Annotated in this window: 18 protein-coding genes; 12 read left to right on the forward strand and 6 right to left on the reverse strand. The window is 57.0% G+C overall.

The window, feature by feature from the left end:
- Window positions 1–37 precede the first annotated feature (37 nt).
- Window positions 38–2,320, reverse strand: coding sequence for an ATP-binding protein (locus tag HV157_RS12525; RefSeq protein ID WP_182378512.1), 2,283 nt, complete (start codon window positions 2,318–2,320; stop codon window positions 38–40).
- Between the two features lie 181 nt (window positions 2,321–2,501).
- Between HV157_RS12525 and HV157_RS12530 the strand changes: the two genes are divergently transcribed.
- The 6 genes from HV157_RS12530 (at window position 2,502) to HV157_RS12555 (ending at window position 8,632) form a co-directional block, all read left to right on the forward strand.
- Window positions 2,502–4,022: a sugar ABC transporter ATP-binding protein gene (locus tag HV157_RS12530; RefSeq protein ID WP_020882824.1), complete on the forward strand. Its 1,521-nt coding sequence runs from the start codon at window positions 2,502–2,504 to the stop codon at window positions 4,020–4,022.
- Complete coding sequence (locus HV157_RS12535; RefSeq protein ID WP_014168244.1) at window positions 4,019–5,014, forward strand: ribose ABC transporter permease; 996 nt, start codon at window positions 4,019–4,021, stop codon at window positions 5,012–5,014. Before HV157_RS12530 ends, HV157_RS12535 begins: the two co-directional genes overlap by 4 nt.
- Window positions 5,015–5,044: 30 nt before the next feature.
- The gene (locus HV157_RS12540; RefSeq protein WP_014168243.1) at window positions 5,045–5,986 is read left to right on the forward strand and encodes an ABC transporter substrate-binding protein; all 942 of its coding nucleotides are present in this window, start codon (window positions 5,045–5,047) and stop codon (window positions 5,984–5,986) included.
- Window positions 5,987–6,070: 84 nt separating this feature from the next.
- A complete protein-coding gene (locus tag HV157_RS12545) occupies window positions 6,071–6,757 on the forward strand; it encodes a D-lyxose/D-mannose family sugar isomerase (RefSeq protein ID WP_182268126.1) in 687 nt (228 codons plus the stop codon).
- A 10-nt stretch (window positions 6,758–6,767) separates the two neighbouring features.
- The gene (locus HV157_RS12550) at window positions 6,768–7,628 is read left to right on the forward strand and encodes a ketose 1,6-bisphosphate aldolase (RefSeq protein ID WP_025206378.1); all 861 of its coding nucleotides are present in this window, start codon (window positions 6,768–6,770) and stop codon (window positions 7,626–7,628) included.
- Window positions 7,625–8,632 (forward strand): carbohydrate kinase family protein, encoded by a 1,008-nt coding sequence (locus tag HV157_RS12555; protein ID WP_086462941.1) that lies wholly within the window; start codon window positions 7,625–7,627, stop codon window positions 8,630–8,632. The genes HV157_RS12550 and HV157_RS12555 overlap by 4 nt, the downstream gene beginning before the upstream one ends.
- On the opposite strand, the gene HV157_RS12560 is transcribed toward HV157_RS12555, so the two are convergent.
- Entirely contained in the window at window positions 8,629–9,360 is a 732-nt protein-coding gene (locus HV157_RS12560) for a response regulator transcription factor (protein ID WP_014168239.1), read from the reverse strand. The two genes, HV157_RS12555 and HV157_RS12560, sit on opposite strands and share 4 nt — an antisense overlap.
- A gap of 255 nt (window positions 9,361–9,615) precedes the next feature.
- Between HV157_RS12560 and fdhF the strand changes: the two genes are divergently transcribed.
- Both fdhF and HV157_RS12570 read left to right on the forward strand, forming a co-directional pair.
- On the forward strand, window positions 9,616–11,763 hold the full coding sequence (gene fdhF, locus HV157_RS12565; RefSeq protein WP_078774721.1) for a formate dehydrogenase subunit alpha: 2,148 nt from the start codon (window positions 9,616–9,618) through the stop codon (window positions 11,761–11,763).
- Between the two features lie 324 nt (window positions 11,764–12,087).
- The gene (locus HV157_RS12570; protein ID WP_014168236.1) at window positions 12,088–12,762 is read left to right on the forward strand and encodes a tetratricopeptide repeat protein; all 675 of its coding nucleotides are present in this window, start codon (window positions 12,088–12,090) and stop codon (window positions 12,760–12,762) included.
- Between the two features lie 74 nt (window positions 12,763–12,836).
- Here HV157_RS12570 and gltP read toward each other — a convergent pair whose 3' ends face one another.
- Window positions 12,837–14,150 carry a glutamate/aspartate:proton symporter GltP gene (gltP, locus tag HV157_RS12575; protein ID WP_013095082.1) on the reverse strand — a complete coding sequence of 438 codons (1,314 nt, stop codon included), beginning with the start codon at window positions 14,148–14,150 and terminating at the stop codon, window positions 12,837–12,839.
- A 423-nt stretch (window positions 14,151–14,573) separates the two neighbouring features.
- Between gltP and acs the strand changes: the two genes are divergently transcribed.
- From acs to actP, 3 genes are all read left to right on the forward strand, one after another.
- Window positions 14,574–16,532 carry an acetate--CoA ligase gene (acs, locus tag HV157_RS12580; protein WP_020882831.1) on the forward strand — a complete coding sequence of 653 codons (1,959 nt, stop codon included), beginning with the start codon at window positions 14,574–14,576 and terminating at the stop codon, window positions 16,530–16,532.
- 71 nt (window positions 16,533–16,603) lie between these two features.
- Window positions 16,604–16,918 (forward strand): DUF485 domain-containing protein, encoded by a 315-nt coding sequence (locus HV157_RS12585; protein WP_014168233.1) that lies wholly within the window; start codon window positions 16,604–16,606, stop codon window positions 16,916–16,918.
- The gene (gene actP, locus HV157_RS12590; protein WP_014168232.1) at window positions 16,915–18,564 is read left to right on the forward strand and encodes a cation/acetate symporter ActP; all 1,650 of its coding nucleotides are present in this window, start codon (window positions 16,915–16,917) and stop codon (window positions 18,562–18,564) included. Before HV157_RS12585 ends, actP begins: the two co-directional genes overlap by 4 nt.
- A 32-nt stretch (window positions 18,565–18,596) precedes the next feature.
- Here the strand turns inward: actP and HV157_RS12595 are convergent, their stop codons facing one another.
- Together HV157_RS12595 and HV157_RS12600 are read right to left on the reverse strand one after the other, a co-directional pair.
- Window positions 18,597–19,286, reverse strand: a complete 690-nt coding sequence (locus HV157_RS12595; protein WP_023310063.1) for an LrgB family protein — start codon at window positions 19,284–19,286, stop codon at window positions 18,597–18,599.
- A complete protein-coding gene (locus tag HV157_RS12600; RefSeq protein WP_032679393.1) occupies window positions 19,279–19,689 on the reverse strand; it encodes a CidA/LrgA family protein in 411 nt (136 codons plus the stop codon). The genes HV157_RS12595 and HV157_RS12600 overlap by 8 nt, the downstream gene beginning before the upstream one ends.
- Window positions 19,690–19,791: 102 nt before the next feature.
- On the opposite strand from HV157_RS12600, the gene HV157_RS12605 reads away from it, so the two are divergent.
- Entirely contained in the window at window positions 19,792–20,673 is an 882-nt protein-coding gene (locus tag HV157_RS12605) for a LysR family transcriptional regulator (protein WP_025206385.1), read from the forward strand.
- Window positions 20,674–20,721: 48 nt separating this feature from the next.
- Here HV157_RS12605 and HV157_RS12610 read toward each other — a convergent pair whose 3' ends face one another.
- On the reverse strand, window positions 20,722–22,368 hold the full coding sequence (locus tag HV157_RS12610; RefSeq protein ID WP_014168228.1) for a Na+/H+ antiporter: 1,647 nt from the start codon (window positions 22,366–22,368) through the stop codon (window positions 20,722–20,724).
- Window positions 22,369–22,485: the final 117 nt, after the last annotated feature.

Consider the following 22,485-nt stretch of genomic DNA (forward strand, 5'->3'; position numbering starts at 1 on the left):
GTAATGAACAACAGCTGGCTGGGGTAGCGGAGGAATCTCAAATTACCATCACCTTGCGCAACGCCTGCGCCAGCTGTACACGGGTAAAAGGCTTACGCAGTAACGCCACGTCCGGCAGTTGCGGGTTATGCGTCGGACGCAGATCCTGGCCGCTGATCAGCAACACCGGAAGCTGCGGATAATGACTGCGCACATGGTTGATCACCTCGGCGCCGCTGAGGTTGCCGGGCAGCATTAAATCGCTAATAAACATGCCAATATCCGGTGACGCGTCCAGCATCTTCAGGGCCTGTTCGCCGTTGTCCGCTTCAAGCGTCAGATAGCCCAGCTGATGCAGCTGCTCGCACAGGGTCTGGCGGACATCGGCTTCATCTTCCAGCACCAGTACCAGGCGTTCATTTTCAACGGCAGCCGCGGCGGCCTGGGTCTGATCAGCAGAACTAACAGGCAGCGTCGAGCGTGGCAGATGCAGCCGCACGGTGGTCCCCTGCCCCGGCGCGCTTTCAATCTCCACGCGCCCACCGGACTGGCGTACAAAACCGTAGACCATCGACAGGCCTAATCCGCTACCGCTCCCGGTTTGCTTGGTCGTGAAGAACGGTTCGAAGACCCGGGATTTGACCTCCTGCGACATTCCACTTCCCCGGTCAATAACCTCCAGCGCCACCATATCCTGCCTGCGTCCGTCACTGCGGGTCACGCGCTGATTCCACGTGCGGATCTTAATAACCCCTGTCTGTCCCTCCATCGCATCGCGGGCGTTCATCACCAGGTTAATAATGGCGTTTTCCAGCTGGCTGACGTCTATCCACGCCGGCCACGCCGGTGATTGCGCTTCAATTTCCAGCGTCAGGGTGGCCGGCAGCGAGTGGTACATCAACTCCCGCAGGTTCTCGAGCAGCGGTTTCATCTCTACCGCGTGCGGGGTCAGGGATTGCTTGCGGGAAAACGCCAGCAGGCGCTGGGTCAGCACCGCACCACGCTCGGCGGCCTTGAGTGCCCGGGTGATACGCGGGGCGTCCTGTGAGTCGGGATCGGTGAGTTCCAGACTGCCAATGATCACCGCCAGCAGGTTGTTAAAGTCATGCGCCAGACCGCCCGTCAGCTGCCCGACGGCCTTCATCTTCTGGCTGTGCACCAACGCCTCTTCCAGCCCCTGACGCTCGATGCGGTCGATCTCCATCTGCGTGGTTTTTTCTTTCAGCAGGCGGGTGGTGTGGACAAGCGAGGCGGTGTTGCGGGCAAAAACGTTAAACGCTCGCGCCAGCTCACCCAGCTCATCACGGCGCTGCAGTCCGGGGACGGAAACATCCTGTTCGCCGTGGGCAAGGCGCGACATCGCCCGGGAGATGGCCGTCAGGTTGGAGGCCAGATTACGGTAGATATACCAACAGGCGCACCCGGTGATGATCAGCGCCAGCACGGCGAACACGCTGATAAATACGCTGATGGAGCGCAGCTCCTGGTGACTCTGGGCAGTGCGCAGCCGGGAGGCCTGCGCCACCTGTTCAACGTACTGATTGATGTCGCTGTTTAATATCGCCACCAGAGCCTTGATGTGGAACATATACCAGCTGATCGCCAGATCGCTCTCCTCCAGCTGCGTCGAGAGCGGAACAAGCTTGTGAAGCTCGGCATTAAAATCGGGTAGGATAGCGTTCACCACGGGCTGCGTCACGCTCTGGGGCAGCGTTGCCGTCACGGCATCCAGCTGCTGAACCGTGGCGCGCGGCGAGGGCGTTTCAATAGCGGCGATGATTAGCCTGTCCATTTCCATAAGCTGTTGCGCATCCGGGACGTTGCTGGCGTAACGGCGGTTGATGTCCTGCAGATGGCGCAAATAGCTCTGGCTTTGATAGAGCGCGCTGAGAAGCGCATTACGCTCCAGATGACGCCGCTGCCCGCGCTCCAGCATGCCCGTCACGCTCTGCTGTAACTCATTACTTCTCTGAATAATTCGCGCCACCAGCGCGGGCTCCTGTTGCGCCAGTGGCGCATCGGCAAGCTGTTCCAGCGAGTGACGCAGCGCCATCTGCGTCTGCTTCAGGCGCTCGGCTTCGCCCTTGTATTCCAGCGCGCCTACAACTTGCGAGAGCCGCACCGCCGCCGTTGCCACATTGGCGGTATCGCGGGCGAGGTTCATGCTGCCGGTCATGTCATCCAGCGTCTGCTGCTGCACCTGTTCCTGGATCTGGCTGGCATGACGAAAGCCGAGCACCGCCACGCCGCTGACCATCAGCGTCACCGCCACCACCAGCAGATTAAAAATCAGCAGGCGACCACAGGCGCTGGCAAAGAAGGGCGGACGGTGTGATGGCATACGGTAAGCTCCGGTGCAATGTGATGCCCTCACCCTGGCCCTCTCCTGCTGAGAGGGAAAAAGCGGGGAATTGTGATGTAAGTTAACTATTCATAACTATGACAAATATGAACGGCTTCTGACATTTTGCATTTACCAACCTGTGATGAAGTGCGGATATCGACATTCAAGGAGATCCGCCATGAGCAGAACCCCGGTACTGGAGATGCGCAACATTGCCAAAACGTTTGGCCATTTCCACGCGCTCAAGGGTGTGGATTTGACGGTGTACCCCGGTGAGATCCACGCGCTGATGGGGGAAAACGGCGCAGGAAAGAGTACCCTGATGAAGATCCTCGCGGGGGCCTATACCGCCACCAGCGGCGAGATCCTGATTGACGGACAGCCGTTTCACATCAAAGGGCCAAAGGATGCGCTGGCCGCGGGTATCACCCTCATTTATCAGGAGATGCAGCTTGCCCCCAATCTGACCGTCGCTGAAAACATTTTCCTGGGCAGCGAGCTGTCGCGCGCCGGGCTGGTACAGCGCAAAGAGATGGCCGCACAGGCGCAGGCGGTGATTGACCGTCTGGGCGCGCACTTCAAGGCGACCGACCTGGTAATGAGGCTGACCATCGCCGAGCAGCAGCAGGTTGAAATTGCCCGCGCGCTGCACCGTAACAGCCGCATTCTGGTGATGGATGAACCCACCGCCGCCCTCTCCTCACGTGAAACCCATCGCCTGTTCGAGCTGATACTGCGTCTGCGAGAGGAAGGAATGGCGATTATCTATATCAGCCACCGCATGGCGGAAGTGTATGAACTCTCCGATCGCGTCAGCGTTCTGCGTGACGGGCAGTACGTCGGTAGCCTGACGCGCGACAAACTGAACGCCTCTGAGCTGGTGAAGATGATGGTCGGCCGTCCGCTAAGCGATCTGTTTAACAAAGAGCGCGATATCCCGCTCGGCAGCCCACGTCTTAACGTGCATCACCTTACCGACGGCAAGAAAGTGCTCCCCTGCAGTCTGCAGGTGCGTTCCGGAGAAATTGTCGGCCTGGCAGGTCTGGTGGGCGCCGGACGTTCTGAACTGGCGCAGCTGATCTTCGGCGCGCGCAAAGCCACGGGCGGCATGATTGAGGTCGACGGCGAACCGGTGGTGATCCACTCCCCGCGTGCCGCCATCGACAACGGGATCGGTTTTCTCACCGAGAACCGCAAAGAACAAGGGCTGTTCCTCGAGCTGGCCGCACAGGAGAACATCACCATGGCGACGCTGGAGCGCGACGCCACCTTCGGCATGCTGAACCGCAAAAAAGCGCAGACCATTTCTGACGATGCGATCGCCCTGCTTAACATCCGCGTGCCGCATTCACAGGTCCGCGCGGGCGGCCTGTCCGGGGGCAACCAGCAAAAGCTGCTTATCTCCCGCTGGGTGGCCATCGGCCCACGCATTCTGATTCTGGATGAACCGACGCGCGGCGTCGACGTCGGGGCGAAAAGTGAAATCTACCGCATCATGAACCAGATGGCGCGCAAGGGCGTGGCGATCCTGATGATCTCCAGCGAGCTGCCGGAAATCGTCGGCATGAGCGACCGCGTCTATGTCATGCGTGAAGGCAGCATTGCAGGTGAACTTCACGGAGCAGAAATTTCTCAGGAAAACATCATGACGCTGGCGACCGGCGTGAACGACTCTCATCATCAGGCGGTGCAACTATGACAAATTCAACCCATCCGCAGCAGGTGGCGAAGTCCGCCTCTGCCAAAAAAATGCTGATGAGCGATCTGATGCAGACGGTCGGCATTTTGCCCATCTTGATCCTGATTGTGGCGGTATTTGGTTTTATCGCGCCTAACTTCTTTACCGAAAGTAATCTGCTCAATATCACCCGCCAGGCGTCGATCAACATCGTACTGGCCGCAGGGATGACCTTCATCATTCTGACCGGCGGGATCGACCTCTCCGTCGGCTCCATTCTGGGCACCACGGCCGTGGCGGCGATGGTGGTGTCGTTAATACCTGAGTTCGCCATGCTTTCTATTCCGGCAGCGCTCATGCTCGGCCTGGTGCTGGGTTTGTTCAACGGCGCGCTGGTCGCTTTTGCCGGGCTGCCGCCGTTTATCGTGACGCTCGGTACCTATACGGCACTGCGCGGTGCGGCTTATCTGCTGGCGGACGGTACGACCGTCATTAACTCCAACATTAACTTTGAGTGGATCGGCAATAACTACCTTGGACCCATTCCGTGGCTGGTGGTGATCGCGCTGGCGGTCATTGTGCTGTGCTGGTTTATTCTGCGTCGCACCACGCTTGGCGTTCACATTTATGCGGTTGGCGGCAACATGCAGGCGGCGCGTCTGACAGGCATTAAGGTCTGGCTGGTGCTGTTGTTTGTGTACGGCATGAGCGGGCTGCTCTCAGGCCTGGGCGGCGTGATGAGTGCCTCGCGTCTCTACAGCGCCAACGGCAACCTGGGCATGGGCTACGAGCTGGATGCGATTGCGGCGGTGATCCTCGGCGGTACCAGCTTTGTTGGCGGGATCGGCACGATCACCGGCACGCTGGTGGGGGCGCTGATCATCGCCACGCTTAACAACGGCATGACGCTGATGGGCGTCTCCTACTTCTGGCAACTGGTGATCAAAGGGGCGGTGATCATCATAGCGGTGCTGATCGACAAATACCGTACCCGACACCATCAAAGTGCATAACAACAATACCCTACAAGCGAGGAAGAGAAGATGCGTTTGAAACCGTTAGTGACCGCGCTCTGTGCTGGCGCGCTGCTTGCCGCAACGCCGTTTGCGCAGGCGAAAGATCTGAAGTCCATCGGCGTGACGGTGGGCGACCTGGCCAACCCATTCTTCGTGCAGATCACCAAAGGTGCCGAGCTGGAAGCGCGCAAACTGGCGGGGGATAACGTCAAAGTGACGCTGGTCTCCAGCGGTTACGATCTCGGCCAGCAGGTAGCGCAGATCGACAACTTTATTGCGGCCAAAGTGGACATGATCATCCTTAACGCTGCGGATTCCAAAGGGATCGGCCCGGCGGTTAAACGCGCGAAAGAGGCCGGGATCGTGGTTGTCGCGGTTGACGTCGCGGCGGAAGGGGCGGATGCCACCATCACCTCCGATAACACCCAGGCGGGGGAAATGGCTTGTAAATACATTACTGATCGCCTGAAAGGCAAAGGCAACGTGGTCATCATCAACGGGCCGCCAGTGTCCGCGGTGCAAAACCGCGTCGAAGGCTGCCAGACCGAGTTCAAAAAACATCCGGATATCAAGGTACTCTCTGATAACCAGAACGCCAAAGGTAGCCGTGAAGGCGGTCTGGAAGTGATGACCTCACTGCTGGCGGCCAATCCGAAGATCGACGGCGTGTTCGCGATTAACGATCCGACGGCGATCGGTGCCGATCTGGCGGCAAAACAGGCCCAACGCAATGAATTCTTTATCGTTGGCGTAGACGGTAGCCCGGACGGCGAGGAAGCGCTTAAGCGTGAGAACTCCCTGTTTGTCGCGACGCCGGCTCAGGATCCGCAGGTAATGGCGGCAAAAGCGGTTGAGATCGGCTATGACATTCTGCAGGGCAAACCTGCGCCTAAAGAGCCTGTGCTGATCCCGGTGACGATGATCGATAAAAAGAACGTCGGATCCTATAAGGGGTGGACAGTGAAGTGATGTAGTGCGGTTTGATGCCCTCACCCTGATCTTCTCTTCGCGGGAGAGTTGGGGTGAGGCCTGACATAGCGTCCAGGGGGCCCCATGAAACGCTCCGAAATCAATGAAATCCTTGGCCACACGCGGCAATTCTTCTCCATGCACGATGTGCATCTCCCTCCCTTTGCCAGTTTTCCGCCGACGAAATGGCAGCAGCTTGACCCGGCCGCCTGGCAGGAAGTGTTTGATCTCAGGCTTGGCTGGGACGTAACAGCATTCGGCGGCGACCATTTTGCCGCACAGGGGCTAACGCTCTTTACCCTGCGCAATGGCTCACCGAACGGCGTGCCCTATGAAAAGTGCTATGCCGAAAAAATCATGCACGTCCGGGATGGTCAGGTAACGCCCATGCATTTTCACTGGCGTAAACGGGAAGACATCATCAACCGTGGCGGCGGAAACCTGATCGTCGAGTTATGGAATGCCGGCGCACATCAAGAACCTGAAAATACCGACGTGACCGTTACCCTCGACGGCTGTCTGCAGACCCACGCGCCCGGCAGTCAGTTACGCCTGCAACCCGGGGACAGCATCTGCCTCCCCCCCGGCCTGTACCACAGTTTCTGGGGCGAACGCGGTTTTGGCGACGTACTGGTGGGGGAAGTGTCATCGGTGAATGACGATGAACACGATAACCATTTTTTACAGCCCATTGCCCGCTATAACAATATCGAAGAAGACGAACCGGCGGTGCTGGTGTTGTGCAACGAGTACAACCTGTTTCGGAAATAAGGAGTAAATGATGCCATTGATTTCTCTTGCCGACGGTCTTGAGCACGCCAGGAAACACCGCTACGCGCTCGGCGCGTTTAACGTTCTCGACTCCCATTTTTTGCGCGCGCTGTTTGCTGCCGCGAAACAGGAACGCTCGCCGTTTATCATTAATATTGCGGAAGTCCACTTTAAGTATGTCTCCCTGGAGTCGCTGGTCGAAGCGGTCAGGTTTGAAGCCGCCCGTCATGATATTCCGGTGGTGCTCAACCTCGATCACGGCCTGCATTTCGAGGCGGTGGTACGTGCGCTGCGCGTAGGCTTCAGCTCCGTGATGTTTGATGGCTCCACCCTGAGCTACGAAGAAAACATTCGCCAGACGCGGGAGGTGGTGAAGATGTGCCACGCGGTTGGCGTATCGGTAGAAGCGGAGCTGGGTGCGGTAGGCGGTGACGAAGGTGGCGCGTTGTATGGCCATGCGGATGAAGCGTTGTTTACGGACCCGCTGCGGGCGCGCGAGTTTGTCGATGCCACCGGCATTGATGCACTGGCGGTCGCCATTGGCAACGCGCACGGTAAATACAAAGGCGAGCCAAAACTCGATTTCCCTCGTCTGGACGCCATTCGCCAGCAGACCGGCCTGCCGTTGGTCTTACACGGCGGCTCCGGCATCAGCGATGCCGATTTTCGTCGCGCCATCGAACTGGGGATCCATAAAATCAACTTTTATACCGGCATGTCACAGGCCGCGCTTTCCGCCGTTGAGCAACGGATGGCAAAACGTCAGCCTCTGTACGATGAATTTGCAGAACTGTTGCTGGGTATAGAAGAGGCGATTACCGATACGGTCGCCGCGCAAATGCGCATCTTTGGCAGCGCGGGGCAGGCATAATGGAACGTAAAGGGATTATCGCCGCCGGCAATATGCTGGTGGATCACGTCCACCAGATTGTGCAATGGCCGGAGCGCGGCTGGCTGGCGGAAATTACCCACAGCGAACGTTCAACCGGCGGTGCGCCGCTGAACGTCCTGCTGACGCTGGCCAAAATGCACGTTGGCCTGCCGCTGCAGGCCGTCGGCCTGATTGGCGAAGATAGCGACGGCGATTACATCCTGGCGATGCTCGATCAGTATCACGTCAACCGCCAGCGGGTGCAGCGCACGACCTTTGCGCCAACCTCTATGTCGCAGGTTATGACCGACCCCAGCGGGCAGCGCACTTTTTTCCACTCCCCGGGCGCCAACCGTCTTCTGGATCTGCCCGCCTTCGACCGCCTCGACGGCGCGATGAAGATTTTCCATCTCGGCTACCTGTTACTGCTCGACAGCCTGGATATGCCCGATGACGAGTACGGCACCCGCAGCGCACGGCTGCTGGCCCAAATGCGCGATCAGGGGTATGAAACCTCGCTCGATCTGGTCTCACGAAAGGGTGACCCGCGCTATCAGCCGCTGGTTCTCCCTGCCCTGCGCCATCTTGATTATCTGGTCATCAACGAACTGGAAGCCGGCGAGTTTAGCGGGCTGGAGATGCGCGACGAGAACGATGCTCCGCACATTGCCCATATCGCGGAAGCCGCCTCACAGCTTCTGGCGGCTGGCGTGCGTCAGCGGGTGGTGATCCACTGTCCGGAAGGGGCGTGGGGGTTAACACCGGACGATGAAGGGCGCTGGATCCCCTCCTGGTTGCTGGAGCGGGAAGAGATTATCGGCAGCGTCGGGGCGGGTGATGCCTTCTGCGCAGGCTTCTTATACGGCTGCCATGAAGCGTTGCCGCTGGTCGAGAGTATTTATCTGGCCCATGCCTGCGCGCGGGCAAGCCTGCTGGCTGCGAACGCCATTGATGGGGCAAAAACGCTGGCCGAGTTGCAGCTGTTTATTAAAGAGAATATTTAAGCCGCTTTCTCGCTGTGAGACACATCGGCAGCAAAGACGTAGCCCAGCCCCCGGACGGTTTTAATGAGTGCGGGCTGATGCGGGTTGGCTTCTATTTTACGGCGCAGGCGCATGATCAACACATCGATTGTGCGGTCGAACACCTCGGCACTTTCGCTGTGCGTCAGCTCGAGCAGTTGTTCCCGGCTGAGCACCCGCCGGGCGTTCTGGGTGAGCGCCAGCAGCAGACCATATTCTCCCTGGGTCAACGGTACGGGGTTACGTTGCGGATCGCTGAGTTCACAGCGGGAGGTATCCAGCGTCCAGCCATTGAACGTCACGCCCGCCACGCGTGGCACCGGGGTATCTGCGGCCAGCGCCCCGGTCCGGCGAAGCACGGCTTTAACCCGGGCAACCACCACGCGCGGGTTAAACGGTTTGCCAATATAATCGTCGGCCCCCATCTCCAGCCCCACCACCACGTCTGACTCACTGCCCAGCCCGGTCAGCATCACCACCGGCAGCTCCGGACGTTGCTTTTGCAGGTGCAGTAATACCTGCAGGCCGTTGATATCCGGCAGCATCATATCCAGCAGGACAAGGGCGATGTGTGGCTCATGCTGAACCAGACTCAGCGCGTCCTGGCCGTTATGGCAGACGAGCACGCTAAAGACGTGCTCACTCAGCACATCCTGCAGCAGCTCGCAGACTGCGGTATCGTCATCAACCACCAGAATCGCCGGTTTCATCGCATGCTTCCATCAGGGGATTATGTTAAGTCTGAACTATTCTGCCGTCGGCTCCAGCCAATTTGACTTTTACATGACGGAATTACAACCCATGTCACATCCACTGCCCATTCGACACGTCAATTTTGACGATTGGCTGTTTTTCGTCAGGGTTTTGCCCCTCTGTTGGCCGTAAAGTCTGCTGATACCCACAATAAAAACATGGCATAGAAGCTGCATAGTGGGGCGTAAGCATTGATTAACTGGAGCAGACTGATGAAAAAAGTCGTCACGGTTTGCCCTTATTGTGCCTCGGGTTGCAAGATCAACCTGGTGGTCGATAACGGCAAAATCGTCCGGGCGGAGGCCGCCCAGGGGAAAACCAACCAGGGCACGCTGTGCCTGAAAGGCTACTACGGCTGGGATTTTATTAACGATACCCAAATCCTTACCCCACGCCTGAAAACCCCTATGATCCGCCGCGAGCGCGGTGGCAAGCTGGAAGCCGTCTCCTGGAGCGAGGCGCTGGATTATGTCGCCACGCGCCTGAGCGCCATCAAAGCCAAGTATGGCCCGGATGCGATCCAGACTACCGGCTCATCACGCGGTACCGGTAATGAAACCAACTATGTAATGCAAAAATTCGCGCGCGCCGTTATTGGTACCAATAACGTCGACTGCTGCGCTCGCGTCTGACACGGCCCATCGGTTGCAGGTCTGCACCAGTCGGTCGGTAACGGCGCTATGAGTAATGCGATCAACGAGATAGATAACACCGATCTCGTGTTTATTTTTGGCTATAACCCGGCGGATTCTCACCCTATCGTCGCGAACCACGTGATTCGCGCCAAACAGAATGGGGCGAAAATCATCGTCTGCGATCCGCGCAAAATTGAAACGGCACGTATTGCGGATATGCACATTGCCCTGAAAAACGGCTCGAATATCGCGCTGTTGAATGCGATGGGCCACGTCATTATTGAGGAGAATCTCTACGACCAGGCGTTCGTCGCGACCCGTACGGAAGGGTTTGACGAGTATCGGAAAATTGTCGAAGGCTACACGCCGGAGTCCGTCGAAGCGATAACCGGCGTAAGCGCGCAAGAGATCCGTCAGGCAGCGCGGATGTACGCCGGAGCGAAAACCGCGGCCATTTTGTGGGGCATGGGCGTAACCCAGTTCTATCAGGGCGTGGAAACCGTACGCTCCCTGACAAGCCTTGCGATGTTGACCGGAAATCTGGGCAAACCGCATGTGGGCGTGAACCCGGTACGTGGTCAAAACAACGTGCAGGGTGCATGTGACATGGGCGCACTGCCGGATACCTATCCGGGCTATCAGTACGTTAAGTTCCCGGAAAATCGTGAGAAATTCGCGAAGGCCTGGGGCGTGGAGAGCCTGCCAGAACATACCGGGTATCGCATCAGCGAGCTGCCGCACCGTGCGGCGCACGGTGAAGTGCGTGCCGCCTACATTATGGGTGAAGATCCGCTGCAGACCGACGCCGAGCTGTCAGCGGTGCGTAAAGGCTTTGAGGATCTCGAACTGGTGATTGTCCAGGACATCTTTATGACCAAAACCGCGGCGGCGGCGGATGTGATTTTACCGTCAACGTCATGGGGCGAGCATGAAGGTGTCTACACGGCGGCAGACCGCGGCTTCCAGCGCTTCTTCAAAGCGGTGGAGCCGAAGTGGGATCTGAAAACCGACTGGCAGATCATCAGCGAAATCGCTACCCGCATGGGTTATCCGATGCATTACAACAACACTCAGGAAATCTGGGACGAGTTGCGCAAACTGTGTCCGGACTTCACCGGTGCCACCTATGAGAAAATGGGTGAGCTGGGGTATATTCAGTGGCCATGCCGCGATGAGTCAGAGGCCGATCAGGGCACGTCGTATCTCTTTAAAGAGAAGTTCGACACCCCGAACGGACTGGCGCAGTTCTTCACCTGCGACTGGGTCGCGCCAATCGATAAACTCACCGATGAGTATCCGATGGTGCTCTCTACCGTGCGTGAAGTGGGCCACTACTCCTGTCGTTCAATGACCGGTAACTGCGCTGCGCTGGCGGCACTGGCGGATGAACCGGGCTATGCGCAGATCAACACCGCTGACGCAGAGCGTCTGGGCATTGAAGATGAAGCCCTGATCTGGGTGCACTCGCGTAAAGGACGCATCATTACCCGTGCGCAGGTCAGCGACCGACCTAACAAAGGGGCGGTCTATATGACCTACCAGTGGTGGATTGGTGCCTGCAACGAACTGGTGACGGAGAACTTAAGCCCGATAACCAAAACGCCGGAGTATAAGTACTGCGCCGTACGCGTGGAGCCGATTGCTGACCAGCACGCCGCGGAACAGTATGTGATTGACGAATATAGCAAGCTGAAAGCCAGACTGCGCGAAAGCGCGTTGGGTTAATGCCGTTAATTAATCGATGAATAAAAGGGGGTGACTTATTCACCCCTTTTTTATTTCTTAATAAGCTATTTATATTATCAATATATATTGTGCACACTGCCCCGCATCAATAATGTCATTAGCACCGAAATAAATACCCGGCTTTGTATTTTAATTCAGTGAGAGAATCTCCCCCACGAGCGTCTAATGCCCTCTTTCACAAGCATTATTGTGAGACGAAACGCGGCGGGCACCGGGAAATGTTCATTCACCTTTACCGCGCCCGTTTTTTTCTTCTGCGACGACGATTATACTGCGCGGCGTGTACCCAGATGATAAGAATCCATGAAATCAATTTTTCTGATGTTGTTATTTTTTACGTCACTCGTCCACGCGGATGAGATTGGCAGCCAGTACAAGCAACAGGCGGAAGCGGGTGACGCCCGCGCCCAGTATTACCTTGCCGATACCTACTTCAGTTCCGGCGACAGCAAGCAGGCCGCGCAGTGGGCAGAGAAAGCAGCAAAAGGGGGCGATGTCGACGCTATGGCGTTGTTATCGCAAATCCAGTTTACACAGGGCGATTACGCGCAGGCCAAAGCGCTGGCGCAGCAAGCCACTATCGCCGGCAGTAAACGTGGCGCAATTATGCTGGCACGCGTGCTGGTCAACACCCAGGCAGGGAAAACTGACTACCCACAGGCCATCGCACTGCTGCAGACGGCAACCGAAGATATCGACAACGACTCCGCGGTGGATGCGCAAATGCTGCTGGGGATGATTTATGCCAACGGCGTTGAGGTGGCGCAGGACGACGTCAAAGCCGCGTCGTGGTTCAAACGCAGCTCCTCCCTTTCGCGTACGGGTTACGCGGAGTACTGGGCCGGAATGCTGTTCCAGCAGGGCGAGAAAGGCTTTATAACGCCGAATAAGCAGAAAGCGCTCTACTGGCTGAACCTGAGCTGTACCGAAGGGTTTGATACGGGATGTGAAGAATTTGACGCGTTGAGTGGGGAGTAAAGTCTCTTACACGGCCCTCTCTTTTGGACAGAGAGGGAATGCGTAAAGGCCGGGTTAACCCCGGCCTTTTTATTTTACTGGTCTGCGGTCTTATCAAAACGACCCAGCACTTCGCGTTCATACGCCAGCGCTTTTTTACGGTCGAATTTGTGCTCCCACTTAGCGATAACCAGCACCGCCAGGGCGTTACCCACCACATTCAACGCCGTACGCGCCATGTCGAGGATACGGTCGACACCGGCGATAAACGCCAGACCTTCCAGCGGGATCCCTACGCTGCCCAGGGTCGCCAGCAGGACGACAAAGGAGACGCCAGGTACGCCTGCGATGCCTTTTGAGGTCACCATCAGGGTCAGCACCAGCACAATCTCCTGCCACAGAGACAGGTCAATGCCGTACAGCTGAGCAATAAAGATAGCCGCAATACTCTGGTACAGCGTGGAGCCGTCCAGGTTAAAGGAGTAGCCGGTTGGCACCACAAAGCTGGTAATCGATGCCGGCGCGCCGTAGGCCTCCATCTTCTCGATAATACGCGGCAGTACGCTTTCAGAGCTTGCCGTGGAGTACGCGAGAATCAACTCATCTTTGAGAATACGGATCAGGATCCAGATGCTCAGCCCACACAGGCGCGCCACAATTCCCAGTACCACCAGCGCGAAGAACAGGATGGCGAAGTGAACCAGAATCACTAGCTTCGCCAGCGGCCACAGGGAGGCGAAACCGAAGTTCGCCACGGTTACCGCGATAAGCGCAAACACCCCAACCGGCGCGTAGCGCATCACCATGTGAGTCACTTTGAACATGGTTTCAGAAATTGAGCGGAACACGGTGACCAGCGGTTCACGGTGCGTGGCAGGCAGGGAGGAGAGGCCCAGACCAAACAACACCGAGAAGAAGATGATCGGCAGCATCTCGCCCTTCGCCATGGAAGCCACAATATTGGTCGGCACCAGCGAAAGGATGGTTCCCATCAGGCCATGCGCGTGGCTCTGTACTTCAGCGGTAGTGCTTTGATATTTCGAAATATCCACCGTCGCCAGCTGCGACATATCGATCCCGGATCCTGGCTGGAACACGTTCGCCAGTGTGATGCCCAGAATGATGGCAATCGTCGTGATCACTTCGAAATAAAGAATTGTCTTCGCGCCGATACGGCCTAACTGTTTTGCATCCCCCACACCGGCAATGCCGACGACCAGCGTTGAGATAACAATCGGTACGACAATCATCTTGATCAGATGAATAAAGATATCCCCTGCCGGGGAGAGCAGGTTCGCAATCAGCCACTCGCGGCTGTCGCTGTGATAATGCAGGTAGCTACCCAGCAGGATACCCAGCACAAGGGCTAGCAAGATTTGCCAGGCCAGGCTGACTTTAACGTTTTTCATAGAAACTGACTTCCTCAATGAAGCGCCCTATTCACATAAACTGCATGAATATGGATACATACTGAAAGGGTATGAATTGTGTTGCGTTGGTTTATGGGATTTTTTAACGCGGCGTATGAGTATCATTTGCGCGGCATGTTGCGCAAGCCTTAAAGAACGGCACATTTCGCTGCAAAAAGCAGTCATGACGTGAGTTTGTCACAATTCCCATCAATAACTTTTTGTTATAAAAAGGCTTTTTTAATGGAATTTGTGAATAATCGGCACGGTGAATTATTTTCCTTCAAAGTTTCATTCGCTCATTTTTCATACTCTTCAAACAATGCGTGATCTGTAGCCCAAATAATAAACAAAGCTTGTAAAGCCCCTACTATTAACGTTTTTGCGACATATTATTAACATCTTACAAGGAGAAAAAAAGCCATGAGCCAAGTACATAAACACGACATTCCCGCAAACATTGCGGACCGTTGCCTGATAAACCCGGAGCAGTACCACGAGAAGTATCAGCAATCCGTCTCCAGCCCGGACGTCTTCTGGGGTGAGCAGGGCCATATTCTTGACTGGATTAAACCTTATCAGAAGGTGAAGAACACCTCCTTTGCGCCCGGCAACGTCTCCATAAAATGGTACGAAGACGGCACGCTGAACCTGGCAGCAAACTGTCTTGACCGCCACCTTGCCGAACGCGGTAATGAAACGGCCATTATCTGGGAGGGCGACGACGCCTCTCAAAGCAAACACATTACTTATAAAGAACTGCACCGCGACGTGTGCCGCTTTGCCAACGTTCTGCTGGAAAGGGGCATTAAAAAAGGCGACGTGGTGGCTATCTATATGCCAATGGTGCCTGAAGCGGCGGTAGCCATGCTGGCCTGCGCGCGCATCGGTGCGATTCACTCGGTGATTTTTGGCGGCTTCTCACCGGAAGCGGTAGCCGGACGTATTGTCGATTCCAGCTCGAAACTGGTGATCACGGCCGATGAAGGCGTGCGCGCTGGCCGTGGCATTCCCCTGAAGAAAAACGTCGATGAAGCGCTGAAAAATCCGAACGTGAAAACCGTCAGCAACGTCATCGTCCTCAAGCGTACCGGCGGCAAGATTGACTGGAACGAAGGACGCGACCTGTGGTGGAGCGATCTGATTGAAAAAGCCAGCGACCAGCATCAGCCGGAAGAGATGAACGCGGAAGATCCGCTGTTTATTCTTTACACCTCCGGCTCAACCGGCAAACCGAAAGGCGTGCTGCACACCACCGGCGGCTATCTGGTCTATGCCGCTACCACCTTCAAGTACGTATTCGACTACCATCCGGGCGACATTTACTGGTGTACTGCCGACGTGGGCTGGGTCACCGGTCACAGCTACCTGCTTTACGGCCCGCTGGCCTGTGGTGCCACTACGCTGATGTTTGAAGGCGTACCGAACTGGCCAACGCCGGCACGCATGTGTCAGGTGGTCGACAAACACAAGGTCAATATTCTCTATACCGCCCCAACGGCGATCCGCGCATTAATGGCGGAAGGCGATAAGGCCATTGAAGGCACTGACCGCTCTTCGCTGCGCATCCTCGGTTCCGTTGGCGAGCCCATCAACCCGGAAGCCTGGGAGTGGTACTGGAAGAAAATCGGCAACGAAAAATGTCCGGTGATGGACACCTGGTGGCAGACCGAAACCGGTGGCTTTATGATCACCCCTATGCCGGGTGCGACGCAGTTAAAAGCCGGTTCAGCAACTCAACCTTTCTTCGGCGTACAACCTGCGCTGGTGGATAACGAAGGTAATCCGCTGGACGGGGCCACCGAAGGCAATCTGGTGATCACCGATTCCTGGCCGGGCCAGGCGCGTACCCTGTTCGGCGACCACGAGCGCTTTGAGCAGACCTACTTCTCGACCTTTAAAAATATGTACTTTAGCGGTGACGGCGCCCGGCGTGACGAGGACGGTTATTACTGGATAACCGGGCGCGTGGACGACGTGCTGAACGTCTCCGGCCACCGTCTGGGTACCGCGGAGATTGAATCCGCGCTGGTATCTCATCCGAAGATCGCCGAAGCCGCCGTCGTTGGGATCCCACACAACATTAAAGGCCAGGCGATTTACGCCTACGTCACGCTGAATCATGGCGAAGAGCCGTCACCAGAGCTGTATGCCGAGGTGCGCAACTGGGTACGTAAAGAGATTGGCCCGCTTGCCACGCCGGACGTACTGCACTGGACCGACTCTCTGCCGAAAACCCGCTCAGGCAAAATTATGCGCCGCATATTGCGCAAAATCGCAGCCGGTGACACCAGCAACCTCGGTGATACCTCAACGCTTGCCGATCCTGGCGTGGTGGAAAAACTGCTCGAAGAGAAGCAGTCCATCGCAATGCCATCGTAACGCGATCTCCCCTCTCCCCCCGGGAGAGGGAATAAAAAAACCTCCCCTATAAATACTTCTGGAGACCTCTGATGAATAACGATATTTGTCAGCAGATAGAGAATAGTGCGCACTACAGGGAGCTCGTGGATAAACGGCAACGGTTTGCCTTCTTACTTTCCATCATCATGCTGATTATTTACGTCGGCTTTATTCTGCTGATTGCCTTTGCCCCACACTGGCTCGGTACGCCGCTGCACGCGGGCACCAGCGTCACGCGTGGAATTCCGATTGGGATTGGCGTGATAATCATTTCGTTTGTGCTGACCGGCGTGTACGTCTGGCGCGCCAATGGCGAATTCGATCGTCTTAACAGAGCAGTCCTGGCAGAGGTAAAAGCATCATGAAGAGAGTCCTGACGGCGCTTGCCGCCACACTTCCCTTTGCCGCCAACGCCGCTGATGCCATCACCGGCGAGGTACAGCGCCAGCCAACCAACTGGCAGGCGATTATCATGTTCCTGATTTTCGTGCTGCTGACGCTGTACATCACATACTGGGCCTCGAAACGCGTGCGCTCCCGTAATGATTACTACACCGCAGGCGGCAACATTACCGGTTTTCAGAACGGACTGGCGATTGCAGGCGACTTTATGTCCGCCGCCTCCTTCCTCGGTATCTCCGCGCTGGTGTACACCTCCGGCTACGATGGTCTGATTTACTCCCTCGGCTTCCTCGTGGGCTGGCCGATTATTTTGTTCCTGATCGCAGAACGCTTGCGCAACCTGGGCCGCTATACCTTCGCAGACGTGGCCTCCTACCGGCTGAAGCAGGGGCCGATTCGTACCCTCTCCGCCTGCGGCTCGCTGGTGGTGGTCGCGCTGTATCTGATTGCGCAGATGGTCGGCGCGGGTAAATTGATCGAACTGCTGTTCGGCCTGAACTACCACATCGCGGTGGTGCTGGTGGGTGTGCTGATGGTGATGTACGTCCTGTTCGGCGGCATGCTGGCCACGACCTGGGTGCAAATCATCAAAGCGGTCCTGCTGCTGTTCGGCGCCAGCTTTATGGCCTTTATGGTCATGAAACACGTCGGGTTCAGCTTCAATAATCTGTTCACTGAAGCGATGGCGGTACACCCGAAAGGGGAAGCGATCATGAGCCCTGGCGGGCTGGTGAAAGACCCTATTTCTGCGCTTTCGCTCGGTTTGGGTCTGATGTTTGGTACGGCTGGCTTGCCACACATCCTGATGCGTTTCTTCACCGTGAGCGATGCGCGTGAAGCGCGCAAAAGCGTCTTCTACGCCACGGGCTTTATGGGTTACTTCTACATCCTGACCTTTATCATTGGTTTTGGCGCCATCATGCTGGTGGGGGCGAATCCGGCGTTTAAAGACGCGGCGGGCGGGCTGATTGGCGGTAACAACATGGCGGCAGTGCATCTGGCCGACGCGGTAGGCGGTAACCTGTTCCTTGGCTTTATCTCGGCCGTGGCCTTCGCCACCATCCTCGCGGTGGTTGCCGGGCTGACGCTGGCGGGCGCGTCTGCGGTATCGCACGACCTCTATGCCAACGTTATCCGCAAAGGTGCAAGCGAACGTGATGAGCTGAAAGTCTCGAAAATCACCGTGCTGGTGCTGGGCGTGGTCGCTATTCTGCTGGGGATTTTGTTCGAGAAGCAGAACATCGCCTTTATGGTGGGGCTGGCCTTCTCCATTGCGGCAAGCTGTAACTTCCCTATCATCCTGCTCTCCATGTACTGGTCAAAACTGACCACCCGTGGGGCGATGATTGGCGGCTGGCTGGGGCTTTTGACGGCAGTGATTCTGATGGTCCTTGGCCCGACGATTTGGGTACAGATCCTCGGTCACGAAAGCGCTATCTTCCCGTATGAATACCCGGCGCTGTTCTCCATTGCCGTGGCGTTTATTGGTATCTGGGTCTTCTCCGCGACCGATAACTCGCCGGAAGGTAACCTGGAGCGTGAGAAATTCCGCGCCCAGTTTATCCGCTCACAAACGGGTCTGGGCGTCGAGCAAGGCCGTGCGCACTAACCTCGTCTCCCCGGCCTTACCGGCCGGGGAAATCAGAACATCACCCACGCCACCAGCGGTGCAATCAATACCATCACCACGCCCGAGAGCATCATCACCAGGCTTGCCACCACCCCTTCCTGCTGCCCGAGTTCATACGAACGTGCCGTTCCCGCACCGTGCGATGCCGCGCCAAATCCCGCCCCTTTCGCCATTCCTTCACGGATCGACAGCCGCAAAAAAAGCATGTCGCCAACCGCCATCCCGAAGACACCCGTCACGACCACAAATAACGCGACCAGATCCGGCTGTCCACCGAGCGGCTTGGCCGCGGCCAGCGCAAACGGGGTGGTGACCGAACGGACGGCCAGGCTGCGCTGAATTTCATCGGGCAACGTAAACAGCCGGGCCAGCCAGACGGAACTGCAGACCGCCACCACCGTGGCCGTGATCACGCCAGCGCTGAGCGACATCCAGTGGCGTTTGATGATCGCCAGGTTGTCATACACCGGTACCGCAAAGGCAATGGTCGCAGGCCCCAGTAGCCACAGCAGCCAGTGGGATTCCCCAATGTAGTTCTGCCAGGAGATATGCCCGAAGACCAGCATCAGGACCAGCAGGATCGGCGTGAAGACCAGCGGCATCAGCGGCAGCGCGTGAAAACGGCGATACAGCCGTTTATTGGCAAAGTAGATCGCCAGGGTGGCAATCAGGCACAACACGCTTATCTGGAAGTTAGTCATGCTTTTGCCTGCTGATTTCAAACCGATACACTTTATCAACCACCCAGGCGGTGGCCCCCAGCACCATCAGCGTGCTCAGCGCAATGACCGCGAAGATACGCCAGCCATCTACCCTCAGCAGTTGCGCATAGTTCACCACCGCGACCACGGCAGGCACAAAGAACAGCAGCATCTCCGCCAGCAGCCAGCGCGCGCCGGCGCGTACCCAGTTGAGGGGGATAACGCGGCAGAGGATAAGCGTCAGCATCAGCACCATTCCGACCAGGTTGGCAGGCAGCGGCAGATGCAACCAGTTGACAAGATATTCCGCGAAAACAAACAGTCCCGCATAAAGCAGTACCTGAACCGGTACCTGAAGTCGTTGCACAACGGCAGGCGTAACACGGCTTAACGCCACGGCCATGGGGGTTTTCCTCAAAAATGAGACGAGGCGCCAGTATAGTGAGCGCACGTAATGGACTGAAATGAATTAAAATCATCAAAGGTATAGTTCCGAGGAATAATCATGGACATAAGAACGCTGCGCTATTTTGTCGAAGTGGTTCGTCAGCAAAGTTTTACCCGCGCAGCGGAGAAGTTGTTTGTCACCCAACCCACCATCAGCAAGATGCTGAAAAACCTCGAAGATGAACTGAACTGCACCCTGCTTATCCGCGACGGACGCAAGCTGCTGCTGACCGATACCGGGCGGGTCGTCTTTGAACGCGGGCTGGCGATCCTGGCGGAGTTCCGCCAGCTGGAAGCGGAGCTTGGCGATATCAATCACCTGACAAAAGGGCTGCTGCGCCTCGGCATCCCACCGATGGTTGGGATGATGATGGCCGGCCCCATCAGCCTGTTTCGCCAGCGTTATCCCGGCGTTGAACTGAAAATTTCCGAGTTTGGCGGCTTAACGGTTCAACAGGCCGTCACCAACGGCGAGCTGGATGTCGCCATGACCGCCCTCCCCGTGGAGGAAGAGAGCGGTCTGGCGACGCTGCCGCTCTTTAGCCATCCGCTGTGCGTGCTGGTCCCCCGCTCTGGTGACTGGCTGAAGGTCGACACGGTGAAACCCGAACGGCTCGGTGAACACCCGCTGCTGATTTACAACGAAGATTTCGCCCTCAGCCGCCAGCTGATGGCGCTGTTTAATCAACACAACGTGAAGCCGCGCATTGCGGTGCGCAGCGGGCAGTGGGATTTCCTGGCCGCGATGGTGCAGGCAGGCGTCGGCATTGCGATATTGCCGCAGCCGATTTGCGAACGGCTCGATAAAAACACCCTGCGCTGGATCCCGCTGGAAAGCGATTTGCACTGGCAGTTAGGGATGATTTGGCGCGAAGGGGTTTATTTATCACACAGCGCGCAGGCGTGGCTGAAATGCTGTGAAGGATTTTGGGTCCCCTGACCCTCTCCGGGCGGAGAGGGTCAGGTTGAGGGTATCAGCCCGCACGGACTACTGATTCTCAATCAGCAAGGCTTCCAGCAAATCCAGATCGTGCAGCAGTTTTTGCAGCGTCTCATTGCTGATTTGCCGCGTGGCGCGCAGGTGGTACAGCTCGGCACGCTCTGAGCGCAGCGCCGCCAGACGGAACCGGCGCTCCAGGTTCTCCTCCTGCAGCGAACTTTCCACATCGTTGCGGCCATCGGCACGACGACGCAGGTTACCAATCACGCGCGAGCTCACTTCAGTCAGCAGCTGGTTGTCGATGTTCTCTTCCGTGTCCGCCGCAAGACGTTCTTCCATCTTCTGAATGGCCACAATCGCCACTTCGGCGGTCGCCGCGCGGGCAATACGCTCCTCTTTATGCTGCTGAGTCGAGTCACCCGTCTCAATATGCTGCAGCAGAAGAGGCAGCATTATCACGCCGACAAACAGTGAGAACAGAATCACGCCTGCCGCCAGGAACACCAGTTCATAGCGCGCCGGGAAGACATCGCCCGTGGGCAGCAGCAGCGGAATGGACAGCACACCGGCAAGCGTAATTGCCCCGCGAACGCCAGCAAAAGAAGCAATCAGCAGCTCCCGCGTGGTCCACGAGCCGAACTCCATCGGTTTTTTCGTCAGGAAGCGCATGCTGAATTTTTTCATCGTCCACAGCCAGCCGAAACGCACCAGCATCAGCGCCATGTAGATCAGCACGATGTCGGTGAACAACATCCACGTTTCGACGTTCGGGTCGGCCTCGGCCGCCACCAGCGAGGATTCCATGATGCCCGGCAACTGCAGGCCCAGGAGCAGGAACACCATACCGTTAAAGACAAATTCCAGCATCGCCCAGGTGCTGTTTGCACGCAGGCGCATGGCCAGCGGCGCGCGGCGCATTACGCCGGAGCGGGTGATGGTCATCCCTGCCGCCACCGCCGCCAGAATGCCCGACACGCCGATATGTTCGGCAATCAGGTAAGAGGCAAACGGCAGAAGGAACAGCAGCACAATCTGTGTCGCCGGTTCATCGCCGCCCCAGCGGCTGAGGAAGCGCAGCGAACGACCATACAGCCAGCTCACCACAAACCCGGCCAGGATACCGCCAATCGCCACCTTGAAGAATTCCAGGGTCGCGCCGCCTACGGTAAAGATCATCGTGCCCATCGCGACGGCCACGGCAAATTTCAGGGCAACCAGGCCAGAGGCGTCATTCATCAGCGCCTCACCCTGTAAAATCCCCATGATTTTCTTCGGAATACGGCCTTCACCGACAATGCCGGACAACGCCACGGCATCGGTTGGTGACAGCACCGCGGCCAGCGCAAAGGCCGGAATTAACGGAATGCCCGGTACCGCCCAGTAGATCAGGAAGCCAATCCCGACCACCGTGACCACCACGAGCGCCAGCGCCAGACCTAATATCTCTCGCCCGTGCTCAAGGAATTCACGCGTGGGCGTTTTCCAGCCATCGGCAAACAGCAGCGGCGGAATAAACAGCACGAGGAACAGTTCGGGGTCGAACTCCACGTGCAGGCCAAACGTCGGCCACGCCAGCAGCGCGCCGATGGCAATTTGCATTAATGGCAGGGGGACCTGAAAGGGCAGTACGCGTGTGACTACCCCGGATAGCGAGACCACAAGAGTCATGATGAGTATTGTGAAGAAGATTTCCATGCGTTCCCTGTTTGCTGTGTTTCTTAAAAGCCAAACCTAAGGCGTCGTGCCTGTTATTCTATCTTCCCCAGAGTAACGCAAAAGACAACGGGATGAGTCCTGAAAATAAAAACGGGC

This window comes from Enterobacter sp. RHBSTW-00318 (assembly GCF_014101375.1).
Taxonomy (GTDB): domain Bacteria; phylum Pseudomonadota; class Gammaproteobacteria; order Enterobacterales; family Enterobacteriaceae; genus Enterobacter; species Enterobacter ludwigii.

Coding starts and splice junctions, on each gene's coding strand:
- HV157_RS12525 (WP_182378512.1), bottom strand. CDS start 2,320: ATGCCATCACACCGTCCGCCCTTCTTTGCCAGCGCCTGTGGTCGCCTG.
- HV157_RS12530 (WP_020882824.1), top strand. CDS start 2,502: ATGAGCAGAACCCCGGTACTGGAGATGCGCAACATTGCCAAAACGTTT.
- HV157_RS12535 (WP_014168244.1), top strand. CDS start 4,019: ATGACAAATTCAACCCATCCGCAGCAGGTGGCGAAGTCCGCCTCTGCC.
- HV157_RS12540 (WP_014168243.1), top strand. CDS start 5,045: ATGCGTTTGAAACCGTTAGTGACCGCGCTCTGTGCTGGCGCGCTGCTT.
- HV157_RS12545 (WP_182268126.1), top strand. CDS start 6,071: ATGAAACGCTCCGAAATCAATGAAATCCTTGGCCACACGCGGCAATTC.
- HV157_RS12550 (WP_025206378.1), top strand. CDS start 6,768: ATGCCATTGATTTCTCTTGCCGACGGTCTTGAGCACGCCAGGAAACAC.
- HV157_RS12560 (WP_014168239.1), bottom strand. CDS start 9,360: ATGAAACCGGCGATTCTGGTGGTTGATGACGATACCGCAGTCTGCGAG.
- HV157_RS12570 (WP_014168236.1), top strand. CDS start 12,088: ATGAAATCAATTTTTCTGATGTTGTTATTTTTTACGTCACTCGTCCAC.
- gltP (WP_013095082.1), bottom strand. CDS start 14,150: ATGAAAAACGTTAAAGTCAGCCTGGCCTGGCAAATCTTGCTAGCCCTT.
- acs (WP_020882831.1), top strand. CDS start 14,574: ATGAGCCAAGTACATAAACACGACATTCCCGCAAACATTGCGGACCGT.
- HV157_RS12585 (WP_014168233.1), top strand. CDS start 16,604: ATGAATAACGATATTTGTCAGCAGATAGAGAATAGTGCGCACTACAGG.
- actP (WP_014168232.1), top strand. CDS start 16,915: ATGAAGAGAGTCCTGACGGCGCTTGCCGCCACACTTCCCTTTGCCGCC.
- HV157_RS12595 (WP_023310063.1), bottom strand. CDS start 19,286: ATGACTAACTTCCAGATAAGCGTGTTGTGCCTGATTGCCACCCTGGCG.
- HV157_RS12600 (WP_032679393.1), bottom strand. CDS start 19,689: ATGGCCGTGGCGTTAAGCCGTGTTACGCCTGCCGTTGTGCAACGACTT.
- HV157_RS12605 (WP_025206385.1), top strand. CDS start 19,792: ATGGACATAAGAACGCTGCGCTATTTTGTCGAAGTGGTTCGTCAGCAA.
- HV157_RS12610 (WP_014168228.1), bottom strand. CDS start 22,368: ATGGAAATCTTCTTCACAATACTCATCATGACTCTTGTGGTCTCGCTA.